General features: G+C 37.0%; 15 protein-coding genes and 5 tRNA genes. 2 read left to right on the forward strand and 18 right to left on the reverse strand.

The window, feature by feature from the left end:
* Positions 1 to 14: 14 nt before the first annotated feature.
* From rplK to SJY44_RS15380, 18 genes are all read right to left on the reverse strand, one after another.
* Complete coding sequence (gene rplK, locus SJY44_RS15295) at positions 15 to 452, reverse strand: 50S ribosomal protein L11 (protein WP_097047425.1); 438 nt, start codon at positions 450 to 452, stop codon at positions 15 to 17.
* Positions 453 to 557: 105 nt separating this feature from the next.
* Complete coding sequence (nusG, locus tag SJY44_RS15300) at positions 558 to 1,109, reverse strand: transcription termination/antitermination protein NusG (RefSeq protein ID WP_298931368.1); 552 nt, start codon at positions 1,107 to 1,109, stop codon at positions 558 to 560.
* A 6-nt stretch (positions 1,110 to 1,115) separates the two neighbouring features.
* On the reverse strand, positions 1,116 to 1,304 hold the full coding sequence (gene secE / locus SJY44_RS15305; RefSeq protein WP_298931365.1) for a preprotein translocase subunit SecE: 189 nt from the start codon (positions 1,302 to 1,304) through the stop codon (positions 1,116 to 1,118).
* 21 nt (positions 1,305 to 1,325) lie between these two features.
* A tRNA-Trp gene (locus SJY44_RS15310) sits at positions 1,326 to 1,398 on the reverse strand.
* Positions 1,399 to 1,519: 121 nt separating this feature from the next.
* Positions 1,520 to 2,707 carry an elongation factor Tu gene (gene tuf / locus SJY44_RS15315; protein WP_298931362.1) on the reverse strand — a complete coding sequence of 396 codons (1,188 nt, stop codon included), beginning with the start codon at positions 2,705 to 2,707 and terminating at the stop codon, positions 1,520 to 1,522.
* 47 nt (positions 2,708 to 2,754) lie between these two features.
* Positions 2,755 to 2,826, reverse strand: a tRNA-Thr gene (locus SJY44_RS15320).
* A gap of 80 nt (positions 2,827 to 2,906) precedes the next feature.
* Positions 2,907 to 2,979: transfer RNA gene (locus SJY44_RS15325), tRNA-Gly, on the reverse strand.
* Positions 2,980 to 3,058: 79 nt separating this feature from the next.
* A tRNA-Tyr gene (locus SJY44_RS15330) sits at positions 3,059 to 3,140 on the reverse strand.
* A 24-nt stretch (positions 3,141 to 3,164) separates the two neighbouring features.
* Positions 3,165 to 3,238, reverse strand: a tRNA-Thr gene (locus tag SJY44_RS15335).
* Positions 3,239 to 3,339: 101 nt separating this feature from the next.
* On the reverse strand, positions 3,340 to 3,642 hold the full coding sequence (hpf, locus tag SJY44_RS15340) for a ribosome hibernation-promoting factor, HPF/YfiA family (protein WP_298931359.1): 303 nt from the start codon (positions 3,640 to 3,642) through the stop codon (positions 3,340 to 3,342).
* Between the two features lie 60 nt (positions 3,643 to 3,702).
* Positions 3,703 to 4,593 carry a tyrosine-type recombinase/integrase gene (locus tag SJY44_RS15345; RefSeq protein ID WP_396590387.1) on the reverse strand — a complete coding sequence of 297 codons (891 nt, stop codon included), beginning with the start codon at positions 4,591 to 4,593 and terminating at the stop codon, positions 3,703 to 3,705.
* A gap of 98 nt (positions 4,594 to 4,691) precedes the next feature.
* Complete coding sequence (gene rpsU, locus SJY44_RS15350) at positions 4,692 to 4,886, reverse strand: 30S ribosomal protein S21 (protein ID WP_055393644.1); 195 nt, start codon at positions 4,884 to 4,886, stop codon at positions 4,692 to 4,694.
* 105 nt (positions 4,887 to 4,991) lie between these two features.
* Complete coding sequence (locus tag SJY44_RS15355; RefSeq protein ID WP_298931353.1) at positions 4,992 to 6,161, reverse strand: acyl-CoA dehydrogenase family protein; 1,170 nt, start codon at positions 6,159 to 6,161, stop codon at positions 4,992 to 4,994.
* A gap of 11 nt (positions 6,162 to 6,172) precedes the next feature.
* Entirely contained in the window at positions 6,173 to 7,039 is an 867-nt protein-coding gene (locus SJY44_RS15360; protein ID WP_396590388.1) for a ComEA family DNA-binding protein, read from the reverse strand.
* Between the two features lie 17 nt (positions 7,040 to 7,056).
* The gene (locus tag SJY44_RS15365) at positions 7,057 to 8,664 is read right to left on the reverse strand and encodes an alanine/glycine:cation symporter family protein (protein ID WP_396590389.1); all 1,608 of its coding nucleotides are present in this window, start codon (positions 8,662 to 8,664) and stop codon (positions 7,057 to 7,059) included.
* An 86-nt stretch (positions 8,665 to 8,750) separates the two neighbouring features.
* Positions 8,751 to 9,758, reverse strand: a complete 1,008-nt coding sequence (locus SJY44_RS15370; protein WP_298931344.1) for a potassium channel protein — start codon at positions 9,756 to 9,758, stop codon at positions 8,751 to 8,753.
* A 2-nt stretch (positions 9,759 to 9,760) separates the two neighbouring features.
* Positions 9,761 to 9,988, reverse strand: coding sequence for a PspC domain-containing protein (locus tag SJY44_RS15375; RefSeq protein WP_163421788.1), 228 nt, complete (start codon positions 9,986 to 9,988; stop codon positions 9,761 to 9,763).
* Positions 9,989 to 9,990: 2 nt separating this feature from the next.
* Positions 9,991 to 11,277, reverse strand: coding sequence for a DUF2851 family protein (locus SJY44_RS15380; protein WP_396590390.1), 1,287 nt, complete (start codon positions 11,275 to 11,277; stop codon positions 9,991 to 9,993).
* Positions 11,278 to 11,565: 288 nt separating this feature from the next.
* On the opposite strand from SJY44_RS15380, the gene SJY44_RS15385 reads away from it, so the two are divergent.
* On the forward strand, positions 11,566 to 12,840 hold the full coding sequence (locus SJY44_RS15385; RefSeq protein WP_396590391.1) for a M14 family metallopeptidase: 1,275 nt from the start codon (positions 11,566 to 11,568) through the stop codon (positions 12,838 to 12,840).
* 78 nt (positions 12,841 to 12,918) lie between these two features.
* On the forward strand, positions 12,919 to 16,149 hold the full coding sequence (locus SJY44_RS15390; RefSeq protein WP_396590392.1) for a SusC/RagA family TonB-linked outer membrane protein: 3,231 nt from the start codon (positions 12,919 to 12,921) through the stop codon (positions 16,147 to 16,149).
* Positions 16,150 to 16,153: the final 4 nt, after the last annotated feature.

Here is a 16,153-nt window from a genome sequence, read left to right on the forward strand (position 1 = left end):
ATTGCTTTAAGATTTTAAAAAGGTCTTTTGCCTGCTACTTTTAAACCCATGGATCTAGCAGTACCTGCAACCATACTCATTGCAGACTCTACTGTAAAAGCATTCAAATCGACCATTTTGTCTTCAGCGATTTGCTTTACTTGATCCCAGGATACAGAACCATTTTTAACTCTGTTAGGTTCGCCAGATCCTTTTTTAATCTTAGCTGCTTCCATCAATTGAACTGCCGCTGGTGGTGTCTTTACAACAAACTCGAAAGATTTGTCTTTGTAAACGGTGATCACAACAGGTAATACTTTACCCGGTTTGTCCTGTGTACGAGCATTAAACTGCTTACAGAACTCCATGATGTTAACACCTGCAGCACCTAAGGCGGGTCCAACCGGTGGCGACGGATTCGCAGCACCTCCCCTAACTTGTAATTTAACTACCTTATCTACTTCTTTTGCCATTGTTTTTAATTAAATTGAAAGTGTGTCAATTGGAAGCAACACAACTTTATATGTAACAGCTCTATTTATTTTTCAGTTTTCAGCTATCTGATATCAGACTTCTGATTACACTTTTTCTACTTGCATATAGCTCAATTCCAATGGTGTTTTTCTTCCGAAAATTTTCACCATGACTTCAAGTTTACGCTTCTCTTCATTGATTTTCTCCACAGTTCCATTGAAACCGTTGAAAGGACCATCAATAACCTTTATTGTTTCACCAAGCACAAAAGGAATAGCAACGTTATCTGTATTAACAGCTAGCTCATCCACTTTTCCTAACATTCGGTTGACTTCTGATTTCCTTAAAGGAACTGGATCACCGCCCTTGGTTTCACCCAAGAAACCAATCACGTTTGTTATAGAGCGAATGATATGTATCATTTCTCCTCCCAAATTGGCTTTTATCATTATATATCCTGGAAAGTAAACTTTTTCTTTATTGATTTTCTTTCCGTTACGGATTTGCACTACTTTTTCAGTTGGAACAAGAACATCTTCTAGGTAATCACCGAAACCATTACGCTCCACTTCACTTTCGATATAGCCTTTGATCTTATTCTCTTGGCCACTCACCGCTCTCACTACATACCACTTTTTCTCCAGAACCTCAGACATACTCAACTATCCTATTACGTTATCAAAATACAATCTAATCAACTTACTGAACAGGGAATCTACCCCCCATGTGGCCAATGCAAACAAAATTGAAAAAACAGCAACTATAATCATCAAACTAGAGGCTTTCTCCCTATCTAACCAAGTAACGTTACTCTTTAACTCCTCGAATGATTCCTTAATGTAAGTGAACATATTCTAATTGTATTTTTCTAGCACGGGCGGAGAGGCTCGAACTCCCGACACCTGGTTTTGGAGACCAGTGCTCTACCAACTGAGCTACGCCCGTAAAATATGGCGTCTTACTGTCTCAAATCTCAGAGACGAACTACACCCGCTTCTATTTACATCGAAAGGTATCCGTCAAATGACGGACACCCTTTAACGTAAACTATGATTATATAATAATTTTAATCTAAAATCTTAGTAACCTGACCGGCACCTACTGTTCTACCACCTTCACGGATAGCGAAACGTAGACCTACACTTAGTGCAATTGGCTGAATAAGCTCTACTGTAATAGTTAAGTTATCTCCAGGCATAACCATTTCAACTCCACTTGGAAGTGCAATGTTACCTGTTACATCCGTAGTTCTAACATAGAACTGAGGACGGTAGTTGTTATGGAAAGGAGTGTGACGACCACCTTCTTCTTTCTTAAGGATATAAACCTCAGCTTCAAATTTAGCATGTGGCTTAACAGAACCTGGCTTACAGATTACCATTCCACGGCTAATTTGAGATTTTTCAATACCTCTTAACAAGATACCTACGTTATCTCCAGCTTCACCTCTATCCAATATTTTACGGAACATCTCAACACCAGTGATAGTAGAAGCCAATTTCTCAGCACCCATACCAATAATATCAACAGAATCTCCAGTATTAGCGATACCTGTTTCAATACGTCCTGTAGCAACAGTACCACGACCTGTAATTGTGAATACATCTTCAACTGGCATCAAGAAATCTTTTTCAACATCTCTTTTTGGCAACTCAATCCATTCATCAACAGCTTTCATCAATTCCATTACAGTATCAACCCATTTCTGCTCACCGTTAAGTGCTCCTAAGGCAGATCCTGCGATTACTGGTCCATTATCACCATCATATTCGTAGAAAGAAAGTAATTCTCTTACTTCCATTTCAACTAATTCAATAAGCTCCTCATCATCAACCATATCCACTTTATTCATGAATACAACGATTCTTGGAATACCAACTTGACGACCTAAAAGAATGTGCTCACGAGTTTGTGGCATAGGACCATCTGTAGCGGCAACCACCAATATAGCACCGTCCATTTGAGCGGCACCGGTAACCATGTTTTTCACGTAATCCGCGTGACCAGGACAGTCAACATGAGCATAATGACGATTTGCAGTTGAATATTCAACATGCGATGTGTTAATGGTAATACCTCTTTCTTTTTCTTCAGGAGCGTTATCGATAGAATCGAAACTTCTCATTTCAGAAAGACCCGCATTAGCCAATACTGTAGTAATAGCCGCAGTTAATGTTGTTTTACCGTGATCTACATGTCCAATAGTGCCAATATTTAAGTGCGGTTTGGAACGATCAAAAGTTTCCTTTGCCATTTTAAATAATTTTAATCTTAGTTTATATTAGTGTACAAATCGTTTTGAGCCAATGACGGGAATTGAACCCGTGACCTCTTCCTTACCAAGGAAACGCTCTACCCCTGAGCTACACCGGCGTAAAGTGTTGAAACAACTACTTTAAAATAGTCCTCCCATTAATTGGAAGAGATTCTTGTCTTCACAAGAATGACTTTAGAGCGGGAGACCGGGTTCGAACCGGCGACATTCAGCTTGGAAGGCTGACGCTCTACCAACTGAGCTACTCCCGCATTTTTTTTGGTTTAACCCAAAAGTTTTCAATATTTCAAAAAAACTACCCAATTCCAGTTGTTCCGCTAACAACTTTTGTGGGGAGAGCAGGATTCGAACCTGCGAAGACGTAGTCAGCAGATTTACAGTCTGCCCTCGTTGGCCGCTTGAGTATCTCCCCTTCCTTTATTTTCAATAACTTACGAGCCGATGGAGGGACTCGAACCCACGACCTGCTGATTACAAATCAGCTGCTCTAGCCAGCTGAGCTACATCGGCCTTTTATAGCCTTTTTTCCATAAAAAAAGCCCGCTATTTCTAACGGACTGCAAATGTATATATTTATTTATTTAATCAAAATAAAATCGCAAAAATTTTATTCAAGCTTTTGCTCTTAATTTTTCTTTCTTTTTCACCAATTTTCTTTCAAGGGAATTACAAGCAGAATCCACTGCTTCCTCAAATGATTTGCATTGTTTTTTTACAATGAGCTTATCTCTAGGCACCAATAACTTAATCTCTACTATCTTATTTTCTTTTGCACTTGTGTTTTCAACTTTTAAATAAACGTCTGAACCGATGACCTTATCATAAAAAACTTCTAGCTTATCCATTCTTTTTTGAATAAAATCTATAAGCTTGGCGTCCGCAATAAAATTTACCGATTGTGCATTTACTTTCATAAGATGTAGTTTTTAGGGCTACCAAATATGGTAGCTAGGTTAAACGATACAAGAAATATGCTATTCCTTGTTTCTAGGATGGGCCTTTAGGTGAACCTTTTTTAATTCAGCTATGCTGTTATGCGTATATACCTGTGTAGACGCTAAACTTGAATGACCCAATAATTCTTTAACAGAATTTAAATCCGCTCCCCTATTAAGTAAGTGTGTTGCAAAAGTATGTCTTAAAATATGTGGACTCTTTTTTACCTTTGGGGATACCAAACTAAAATACCTATTTATAGTGCGATAAACAAGTGTTTCATAAATTTTAAGACCGCTTTTTGTTAAAAACAGATATGAACTATCTGCTATTTTTTCTAGTTTAGACCGGAGCAATACATATTCTTGCAGCATAGAAATCGTGGATGGCAAGAGAGGCAGAATACGTTCTTTATTTCTTTTTCCCAATACTTTCAATGTACTATTTGAATCATTGATGTCCTTTAATTGAAGACCCACTAATTCCGCTCTACGAATACCAGTGGTATATAACAGCTCTATAATGAGTTTATCCCGTACGCCTTCAAAATCATTATCAAAAGGTATTTCTGATAATATTTTTTCCATTTCCTTTTCAGAAAACGGCACTTCTATTTTCTTATTGGTTTTTAGGGCTTTATGTTTAACTAAAGGTGAAACACTTATTTGATTGATCTTTTGCAAAAACCTGTAGTAAGCCCGCAATGATGATATCTTTCTATTTATAGTTCTATTGCTGACCTCTTTATTGGACATAAAAACAATCCAACTTCTTACAATTGTATAGCTTACCTCAGCAATAGATGTGAGGTTATATTCAATTGAACAGAATTCAGAAAATTCGGTTACATCCTTTTCATAAGCTTTTATAGTATGGCGGGAATAGTTTTTCTCCAGCTGTAAATATGATATAAAGGGTTCTATAAGCATTACCCAAAGTTACCCAAATCTATAATATGGGGTTACTACCAAAAAATCCCGTTCCAATTAAATTGGAACGGGATTTATAAATATCTTGGTTAAGAACCTTAAATTTCTTCTTGGTCTCTTAGTCCTTGTATATATTCAGCTTTTTGAATTTCAGCTCTTCGTTTTACTGAAGGTTTGGTAAACTGCTGCCTTTTTCTCAACTGGCGCATAGTGCCCGTCTTATCAAACTTACGCTTGAAACGCTTTAAAGCCCTATCGATGTTTTCTCCTTCTTTTACTGGTATTATTAACATTGGCTACAACCTCCTCTCTTTAAAATGATAACCCGTATTAAACGGGGGTGCAAATATACAAATGAAATTTATCTATAAAAGTATTATTGCAAAATATTTTTTTTCTTATTGACTTGGCGGTCGATATTCTTTCTTATCGATGACAATCTTGGCCACAATCTCTCTTAAGATTTCTGAAGTTCCGCCTCCAATTGGACCTAACCTGCTATCTCTTAGCAAACGAGCCATAGGGTAATCCTCTATGTATCCGTAGCCTCCTAAAAACTGTAAGCAATTGTAGATTACCTCATCTGCCATCTGGGTTGACTTGAGTTTAGATATAGTGGCTTCACGAACCACATATTCGCCTTTATCCATATTGGACACTACCGCATAGTTGTATTGCTTGCACAAATCCATATCTGCATGCAAATCAACAAAACGATGGCGTAAGGCTTGATATTGGTTTATGGGTTTACCAAATGTTTCACGTTCAGACATATATTGAATTGCATAATCCAATGCCCACTCAGCTCTTGCATGGGCGTTAATTCCCATAATCAGGCGTTCCAATGAAAAAGCTTCCATAATAAAGCCAAATCCTTTTCCTTCTTCACCCATTAAATTTGAGGCCGGTACTTCCACATTGTCAAAAGCAAGTTCTGCAGTATCAGAAGCTCTCCAACCTAACTTATTGAGCTTGTTTGCAGAAACGCCGGGACTATCCAAATCAACAATAAAGATGCTGATACCTTTATTGCCTGCTTTTGCATCCGTCTTTGCCGCCAAAACAATGTAATCACCATAAACCCCATTGGTAATAAAGGTCTTTGATCCATTTATTATGTAGGAATCACCTTTGCGTGTGGCAGTGGTTCGCATACCGGCTACATCGCTACCTCCAAAAGGCTCGGTTACCCCTAGACATCCTATTTTATCTCCAAGTACGCTAGGAATCAAATACGCCTTCTTTTGTGCCTCGTTCCCATTTTTATTTAAATGGGTCATTGCCAAATAAACATGTGCCCAAATAGCTGCGGCAAAACCTCCAGAATTTATCTTTTGCAGTTCTTCAAGTAAGATTACCGTATAGAAAAGGTCGAGACCCAGTCCTTCTTCAGTTTCAGGTGTTGCTAGGCCAAAGTAGCCCATATCCCCAAATTTTTTCCAAATAAAGCGGTCTATTGTACCCGTTGTTTCCCATTTTTCTATGTGTGGGACTACATCTTTTTGTAAAAAATCTTTAAGACTTTCTCTAAAAAGTTGATGTTCTTCTGTGAAGTACATGCTGTTCATGGCTATTTTTATTAAAGCGACAAATATAGCGTTATTCTATCTAGTTTTTTAGATGGAAAACCTTCAATAGTTGTCAATTCGTCAAAGGAATTAATTCTTCCGTTAAGCTCCCTGTACGTTACAATTTTGTTGGCCATAGTATACGATATGTAGACTAGTTCCGAGATTTCAGAGGCGCTTGAAGTATTGATGTTGATTTTTGATATTTTGGGCGGTTTAATCACAGTAAAATTATTAAATACTCGTTGCACCACATTAGGTTCTAATCCATAAACATCATACAATTGCTCATCAACCAAAAACCCTCCCAATCTATCTCTAAACTTTATAATACGTTCCGAAAGTTTATCTCCTATTCCTCTAATAGTTTTCAAATCTCCCGCAGTAGCCAGATTTAAATCTTTGACCTTGTCAACTTTCTTTTCTTTGGACATGATATTCGAATCACTCCGAGTATATCTTGGTTTATTCTTTTGAGTCCATTCAGGGAAAACAAAGTATGGCGAAATAGTATTTAAAAGTGAATCTGAAACTTTGGTGACCTTTTTAAAATCTTCCGCGGAGTTCACAAATTTTTTCTGCTTTCTAAATGCAAACAATCTATCCAACTCTTTAGGAGACATGCCCAAAGTATATCCTTTATAATCTGTAATATAATTTGGGTTGAAAGGGAAAATTCTTATTGAGTCTTTTTGCAATGCTAGCGTTTTAAGACTATCCATTTTGGATTCAGCCAACACATTTACTGCAACCTTTGGTGATTTGCTAGAGGGATTTGCCTTCACATAAAAATATACTCCTTGTAAGACTATAACAATAAGGAGCAAAAAGAAAATCCCACTTCGTTCTTGTTTATTGAACTTAAAGTGGGACTTCATATATTTAAAAGATATTTTTATTTGGATGCTTTTATCGCATCCATGTAGCGAGCAAGTTGTTTTTTCACAACTGGGAACAAGAAGTACAATCCAACCATATTTGGGAATACCATGGCGAATATCATAGCATCTGAAAAAGCCCAGATAGAGTCCATGCTAGCAGCAGCACCTATGATAACGAAAATGCAAAAAAGGAATTTATAGGTCAAATCCATTTTTTTACCTCTTCCAAAAAGAAATTTCCAAGATTGAAGACCATAATAAGACCATGAAATCATAGTTGACACTGCAAATAGAACCACAGCAATAGTCAAAAAGACATTGGAATATGGTATATATTCTGCAAATGCTTTGGAAGTGATACCTGCACCTTCATATGGCATACCATCGATCATTACGATACCAGATCCATCACCACCATAGTCAAAAACACCTCCAAAGTTGAAAATTATTATTACTAAAGCCGTCATGGTACAAATTACAACGGTATCAATAAAAGGTTCCAACAAGGCAACCAAGCCTTCGGATGCTGAATATTTGGTCTTCACTGCTGAGTGGGCGATAGAAGCAGAACCTGCACCGGCTTCGTTTGAAAAAGCAGCACGTCTAAATCCAACTAATAGCACTCCTATTACACTTCCTACACCTATTGCAGTAGGGTTAAATGCCTCAGTTATTATTAAAGAGATGGCATCATCAATTAAACTAAAGTTTCCAAAAATGATGTACAAACAGGCTAATATGTATAGTACTGCCATAAACGGAACAACTTTCTCCGTTACTGAAGCTATCCTTTTAATTCCGCCTATTATAATAACACCTACTAAGATTGCTAAAATCAACCCTATTACAGCTCCAGCACTGGTACTTTCCAATCCCATTAATTCCTTTACAACAATAGTAGCCTGATTGGATTGTGCAGCATTTCCACCACCAAAAGATCCTCCGATACAAAATATTGCAAACAAAACAGCGGCAAATTTACCAAGTGTTTTAAATCCACGCTCTTTAAGTCCTTTACTTATATAGTACATGGGGCCACCATATACGGTACCATCTGGTCCAACATCTCTATATTGAACTCCTAAAGTACATTCCACAAACTTTGTTGACATTCCCAACAAACCACAGATAATCATCCAAAAAGTAGCTCCAGGCCCCCCTAAGGCAATTGCTAAGGCAACACCTGCAATATTTCCATTTCCTACAGTACCGGAAACCGCAGTTGCCAGTGCTTGAAAATGACTTACTTCCCCTTCATGACTCTCATCTCTAATTGTATCCGGTAAATCTCCATCTACTATATTGACCTCTGCTTTTTCAACTCCATGACCTTCTTCACCTTCCAATTCATCATATTTACCTCGAACGACATTTATAGCTGTCCAAAAATGTCTAACATTTGGGAATCCAAAATAAAGTGTAAAAAACAAAGCACTACCTACCAATAGAATCAATACAAATGGCGTCCCCATAATTTCAAAGAAAATTACAGTATTGAAGAAGTCAGAAACGGGAGCAAATGCTTGATCTATTCTTTTATCTAAGCCAATTTCTGCTGTTTCTTGTGCAAAGGAAAATACTGGAATCAACATTGAGATAATCGCAAGAAGTCTATACTTCATAATATGTTATTTGGTTATGTTAATTTGATGTAAAAGGGGCAATATCCTAAAAAAATTCAACGGAATCAAATTTAAAGGTTGTTAAACTATCCTATCTGAAACATTTCATTAAGCTTTCTAATTTGCTCTGGTCTTCCCAAAACTATGACTTTACCTTTGGGTTGTAACACTAAATCCGCCTCTGGGTTAATAATATAATTCCCGTCCGGTTCAATATAACCTATTATCGTACAACCAGTTTTCCTGCGTAAATCTAAATCACGTAGCGAATTACAGTCTATTTGATCGGTAAAGTCCTCAATTTCCACTTCCTCTAAATTTGTGGTATGTTCACCCTCCATGGAGAGTTTGTCCATAAAAGTTATCAAATCTGGCATTACAACCAGTGAGGCCATATGGTCTCCTCCTATTTTATCTGGCATAATCACCTTGTTGGCACCTGCCAACCGCAATTTTGCCTGCGAGGTAATTTGTGATGCCCTGCTAATTATAAAAAGATTCTTGTTTAATTGACGGGCGGAAAGCACAATGAACAGGTTTGTAGCGTCATCTGGCAAAGCAGTAATAAGGTATTGTGCCCGTTCGATTCCCGCGGCATAAAGAATCTCATCTTCATTGGCGTCCCCTTCTACAAAAAGAGCATCATCCTCATGGTGTTCTACCACTTCCTTGTCCCTTTCAATTACGACAAAAGGCATCTTGTACTCTTTTAGTCTTTCCGCAGCTTGCATTCCATTTCTTCCATATCCGCAAACAACAACATGATTGGATAAATTATCTATTTTCTTTTTCACTTTTTTCTTTTTTAATATCTGAAGCGAATTTCTTCCTAATAAATATTCCGTAATTACCGATAAGGCAAAACCAAAAATGAAAACACTTGTTACGATTAAAAATACAGTAAAAATCTTTGCATCTGGATCTAGAGGCCTTACCTCAGAAAAACCAACTGTGGTCACCGTAATAATGGTCATGTAAATGGCCTCTACCCAGGTAAAGTCTGAAATGAACTTATATCCTACTACTCCAAACAGTAATACAAACAACATCAAAGAAAATGCCCATACTATTTTAGAACGTAATAATCTTATCATAGTTAGAGGTCAAATACTGAGGTTCTCTTAGTGTATACTAAATCTTTGATTCGTAACCAAAATGCCATAAAAAGGTAAAGGGCAAAACCAAAGCCCAAAGTTGCAAACGTTAAATATATGAAGGTAGTTCGCACTACTCTGGCTCTAATTCCCAAACGTTCGGCAATGCGCCTACAGACCTCAAAGCCCCTTTTTTGAAAATAATAGAGTGTATTGTAAAACAAACTCATATTTAAAAATATGTATTTCTGTTCAATAAATGTCCTCCCAAACTACACTGTAAGCATTTATTTTTTGAACAATAGTTGTTGTATAGCTGAATTTTAGCTTGGCTTTGCAAGGCATTTTTAGCTTTGGAGCCTAGGTTTTTAAAACCAGTGACTATTGAATTTTCTTCTTTTTTTATTTGTGAAATCAACGAAATTAAATCTTCGTTCCAATCCTTTCCCAAATGTTTAGCGTAACAAAACTTAATGGGAATAATAGTATTGATTATCAACAAATCTATAAAACTATTGGAAAGTTTCTTTTTACTTTTTTTGGAAACTTTTCCAAAAGTAAAATGATTGTCCCAATAAGAACTTGCCTCTGTTTCAAAAATTGCATAAATATCTTCAAGCTTGTCCATTTCCATTAATGCTGCAAACAAATTTTCGTGCTTTCCGTATAAATTGGCCAATTGCGATAAGCGAACCGTAGGAAAATTTGACGGTCGTAAACCAAAGAATTCAGGTTTTCCAATAGCAGGTGATAATTCAAACTTTTTGGAAAGATACTTGTATTCCTTTTTTAATTGTAGATAGTATACATCTCTGCAATCCTCATTTTCTAATAATCCAAAATAACCAAACAACAGACTTTCTAATTGATTTAAAGAATTTCTTGTTTTACGGACAATTGGAAAATTAAGTAGTTTTGCTCTTTCCAAAAAGAAAGCACCATTTACTTTAGAACCAAAATTCTTCATCAACATAGCAAAAAGAACACTCTCCCAATCATTCTTTGATGTCTTGAGAAGCTCAAAGATTAAACTAGACTTTTGTTCCAAACGCTCAATATAAAGTCGGTCCAGCCAATTTTCAAGTAAAAAATCATCAACCGTCTTAAAATCCTTTTCACAATTAATAAAGGATGATTTAGGGTTATTAAATAGATTTTGATAGCTATTTAGAAGCTCTAAAGGAACATAATCTTTTAATTCCAATGTTGGAATTTTGGAGCCATCTTTTCTAAAAATCTCCACGTCATCTTCCCAAACCACATGAAGTATTACATTGTTGTAGTTTGAATCGGTCTCGTGATGATGTGCATACCAATCAGATGATTTAAGGTGTATCTCTATGTTGCCAGCCCATCTTTGTCCATCAATCTCAACCACGGCATTGAAAAAATCAGGACCAGAAAACCGGTTCAGAGTTCCAGAATTCTCGATTTTTACGGATAGATGGGTAGAGGTAACAAGTTGTTTTCTTTGGAGCTTATGATGCTTCCAAATAAAATGAAGTAGGTCTTCTCGCATGATTTGGGCAAAGTTTATGATACCAAATTAACATTGTGTAAAAGTGGGGCCTTCTTCAACAAATCAATTCAAAATCATCATTCACAATTTGAAAAGTAGCCGTTGTGAATGAAATTTCCAAGAGAAATATTTTTTTTGTAGTTTGGTCCTTCCTCATACAAACATTGTTGCATTTCTTCACTACAATCTCTTTTCTAATGAGATGCAATTAATGTTCAGCTTTAAAAAGTGTGCTATACAGTAGCATATTGTTTCAACCCAAAATGAAATAGTAATTAAAGCGGAGCAATGAATTTCCCAGTCATTCATTACATTAAAAAAATATTCTTTTTACTCTTCCTCTATTCTCTAACTTCTTGTAATCCTTCAGAAATAATTGCACAATCAGCATTGAAGGAAGTGTATTTTCCAAAGGGTGTAAATACGGTCTCAAGAACTATTTCCTTTCAAAACAAACAAATATTTAAGCTAAGCGACATTGGCGTTTATGCCAGTAACGAATTTCATGGAGCACGCCTAAATGCTTTTGAAAAACTGAATGACAGCACCGTTTCTATATCAATCAATCCTGAAAATGAACCCATTAACAATAGTGCGTATTACTCCTTTTTGATATGGTCAAAGGACAAAAAAGAAATTTACCTCAAGTTTGAGTATCCATCCAAATATAAGCATAGGTACGTACCAAAGATAAAAAGGGTAGACCGTGGTTGGGAGCAACTAAAAAATGAAGATATCGTAAAAGAGGGAAATGGAGCAACAATAAGATTGGATATAGACAAAACACCAATTTTGATATCTGCCCAAGAATTATCGACATCAACAGATACAGAAAAATGGATTAACTCACTGATAGCTGGAAAGGAAGAATATGTAAGACTATTATCAGCAGGAAAATCTAAATTTTTTAGGGACATCCCTGTTCTGGACATCTACAAAGGCACAAAGCATAAAAAACCAATAGTAGTTTTAATGACACGCCAACATCCACCAGAAGTTACAGGTTTTTTTGCATACCAGTTCTTTTTGGAGATGGTACTGAACGGATCGGAACTATCTGATGTTTTTTTGGAGAACTATAGAGTATTGGCATTCCCCATAGTAAATCCGGATGGGGTCGATTTGGGGAACTGGAGACATAATGGCGGGGGCATTGACCTTAACAGAGACTGGTCTACATATAATCAACCAGAAATCAGAAATGTGGCAACTTTTATAACCAACGCCCATAACGAAAGTGGTGGTGAAATTACGCTGGGATTGGATTTTCACTCCACATATAAAGATGTGTTTTATACAAACAAAACGAGAACAAAAACGACAATGCCAAATTTTATCCCGAATTGGTTCAATGCTTTGGAGAACAACATACCGGGTTATATTGTTAATGAGAAAAGTAGTGACAGCAGGACACCAAACTCCAAAGGCTGGTTTCTTTACGGCCATAATGCCGTAGGTATTACTTATGAAATTGGAGACGCTACGCCAAGAGAGCAAATAGAACTCGTAGGAAAAGTTTCTGCTAAAGAAATGATGCGGATTTTAATGGAGCGAATAGAATAAACAATCTGTATTTACCTAATAACAATTCCCACTAAATCAAACAAACCCATGACCCCTAAATCTAACCAAACCTACTCTATGATTATGCTAATCAAAAAATTATCTCCATTTGTACTTATATTACTATCAGCCGGTATATATGCACAAAAAACAGTTTCTGGCACTATATCAGATGATTTTGACACCTTGCCCGGTGCAAGCATTGTTATAAAAGGTACCACTAAGGGTGCCATCTCAGATTTTGATGGTAAATATTCCATTGAAGTCCCAAATAATGAGGCGATACTGGTCTTCAGTTTTTTAGGCTACGTTGATAAAGAAGTGGTTATTGGGGATAAAATCTTGCTAAATATTAAGCTAGAGGAAGACGCCCAAGTTCTTGATGAAGTGGTAGTGAATGCTTTAGGTATAGAAGTGGACAAAAAAACGCTCGGAACTACGGTTTCTAGAGTTAAAGCTGAGGACCTGGCTACGTCTGGAGAGGTCAATATCATAAACGCTCTGCAGGCAAAAGCATCTGGTGTGCGGGTAGCACGATCCAATGGCGATCCCGGTGCCGGTGCAACCATTCAAATTCGCGGAGCCAATACCATTTCTGGAAGTACCCAACCATTAATTATTCTGGATGGAGTCCCCATAAGTAATGATAATCTAAATGGTAGCAGGAATCCAGATAGCGGAACTTCACAACAATCCAGATTAAATGATATCAACGAAGATGATATTGAATCAATAGATATTTTAAAAGGAGCATCGGCAGCCGCAATTTGGGGTTCACAAGCAGCCAATGGTGTTTTAGTAATCACTACCAAAAGAGGTAGGAATACTGGTAAACTAAACATCAGCTACAAAACAAGTGTCTACGTGGATAAGATAGCCAATTTACATCCATTACAGACCACCTATGGACAAGGCAATGATGGAGTTTATGGTAATGATCTTGAGAACAATGCCTCATGGGGAGATAGAATATCATCAAGACCAAACGCCCAAGATGAATTCTATACTAAAGAAGAAGAAGGTTTTTTTACCGATCAAAGGGGCCGGGAATGGCTGCTCATAAAGTCTAAAAATTCTAGGCAAACCTTTATAAAGAGTAACATGGATAAAGTCTTTCAAGAAGCCTTTTCTCAAAGACATAATTTGAGCATCAATAACGCCAATGAAAATGGGAGGTATCGTTTTAGCTTGGCTGTATTAGACCAGCAAGGTGTTATAAGGGAAAGTGATTACAAAAGAATCAATTTAGGGTTTAGCGGGAAATACGTTTTTAACGATAAACTAAGTGTTCGTTCTAAAGTAAGGTATACCAATACAAAATCTATCAGAATACAACAAAATTCCAATACTGCTGGATTGTTGCTAGGCCTATTGAGAGGGGCTCCTGATTTTGATATTTCCGGATATAGTGGCACTTACACAGATGAGGATGGAATCCAAAATTTGAATAGACATCGTTCCTATAGAAATTCAATTGGTGCTTCCACCAACCCTGGCTACAACAACCCACTTTGGACCCTTTACAGACAAAAAAGCCCAAATATTGTCGATAGATTAATCACCTCTGCCGACTTTGATTACAAATACAATAAATGGCTACGGTTTAAATTAAGAGGAAGTTATGATGCTTATTTTGATGAGCGGAGGTATTTCTTTCCAGTTCACACGGCTGGAAGGGGCACGGGTAGGTTTAATCTGGATAACATCAACAACAGAATCCTGAATTTTGATTTCATTGCAAGAACCAAAACATTAAAAATTAATAAAAGCATAAATGGGAACCTTTTGGTTGGCTATAACTTTAATGACAGAAACAGAAAATCCGTTTACAATGAAGGTGCAAATTTTCTGGTAGATACAGATGCGCAGGTTTTTTCAAATTCTACAGAAATTGAAACTCCGCGACATTTTATAACACAAAGGCGCAAGTTCAGGATTTACTATACTGCTGGAATAGCGATTAAAAAACAACTCTTTCTAAATACTTCAGGTGCAATGGAAAGAGCTTCTACCATCAACGGCGCATTTTTTTATCCCTCAATTGATGCTTCTTGGTTATTCACAAATCTTAAGGCACTTGAGAATAGTTTATTATTGACTTCTGGGAAATTAAGGTTGGGCGTAGGTCAAGTAGGTGTTGAGCCTAGAGCACACAGAGCCCAAACAACTTATGAAACACCAACTTATTCCGATTATTCAGACCCGTTACAGCTCGAAGATTTTGGAGGCGGGTACAGATTCAATAACAACCTGGGCAATTCAAATCTTAAACCTGAGATTAAGACAGAATATGAAGCAGGTTTAGACCTGAAATTCTTTGATAACAGGTTGTCCTTAAACGGAACATATTATTACAACACAGTAAAAGACATTCTTATATCTCTCCCAAAATCCCCTAGTACAGGAGCCGATAATCTTTATGCAAATGGAGCGAGTTTGGAGAACAGAGGTATTGAATTGGATTTCAATTATGATCTTATCAAAAATAATAAAGGGCTAAAAGCATCATTGTACGGAAATTTCAATAACAACAGAAATAAAGTACTATCCATACTAGGCTCCAATTCCATAGCGCTTACAAACAATTCCATTAGTTCCAGAGCCATTGTTGGGTATCCGATGGGAACGTTATGGGGTTCAAAGGCCATGAGAAATGCTGATGGATCTTTTGATTTGGACGAAAACGGATTTCCCCAATTAGCACCAGAACAAGGAGTATTGGGAGATCCTAATCCAGAATGGAGAGGTGGTCTTGGATTACGTATTAAATACAGAAGCTTTTCTTTCAATACCTTATTTGAACATTCACAAGGAGGAGTATTTGCTGAACGAACGCGTTTTATCCTTAGAAATTTTGGGACCCATAAAGATGTTGGTCATACCGTAGTACCCACTACGGAGTTATTGGACAGAGCAGGAAATTTATATCCTATTGGAATCCCTGTGCGCGGAAACATAAGAGATTTTGGAGGAGGCCCAGTACTCCTGAACGAATCTTACTATACCACAATAGGTGGTGGTTTCGGTTCTTCCGTTATAAATGAATTTGCAATTAACCCAGATGCAACGTGGACACGCTTAAGCGAACTTTCTTTTGGTTACGCCTTAAATTCCGAACGGTTCAGGCAAAAGACCAAACTAGCTTCCATTTCCTTTACCCTTACCGGTAGGAACCTATATCTATGGACAGATATTTTGGGGGTTGATCCCCAAACCAATCAAACGGGAGTTGACAATGGTTTTGGTATAGACTATTTCACCAATCCCGCATCCAAAACTTATTCACTCACATTAGAAATTAAATACTAAAAAT

The sequence above is a fragment of the Allomuricauda sp. R78024 genome, from assembly GCF_044596045.1.
Taxonomy (GTDB): domain Bacteria; phylum Bacteroidota; class Bacteroidia; order Flavobacteriales; family Flavobacteriaceae; genus Flagellimonas.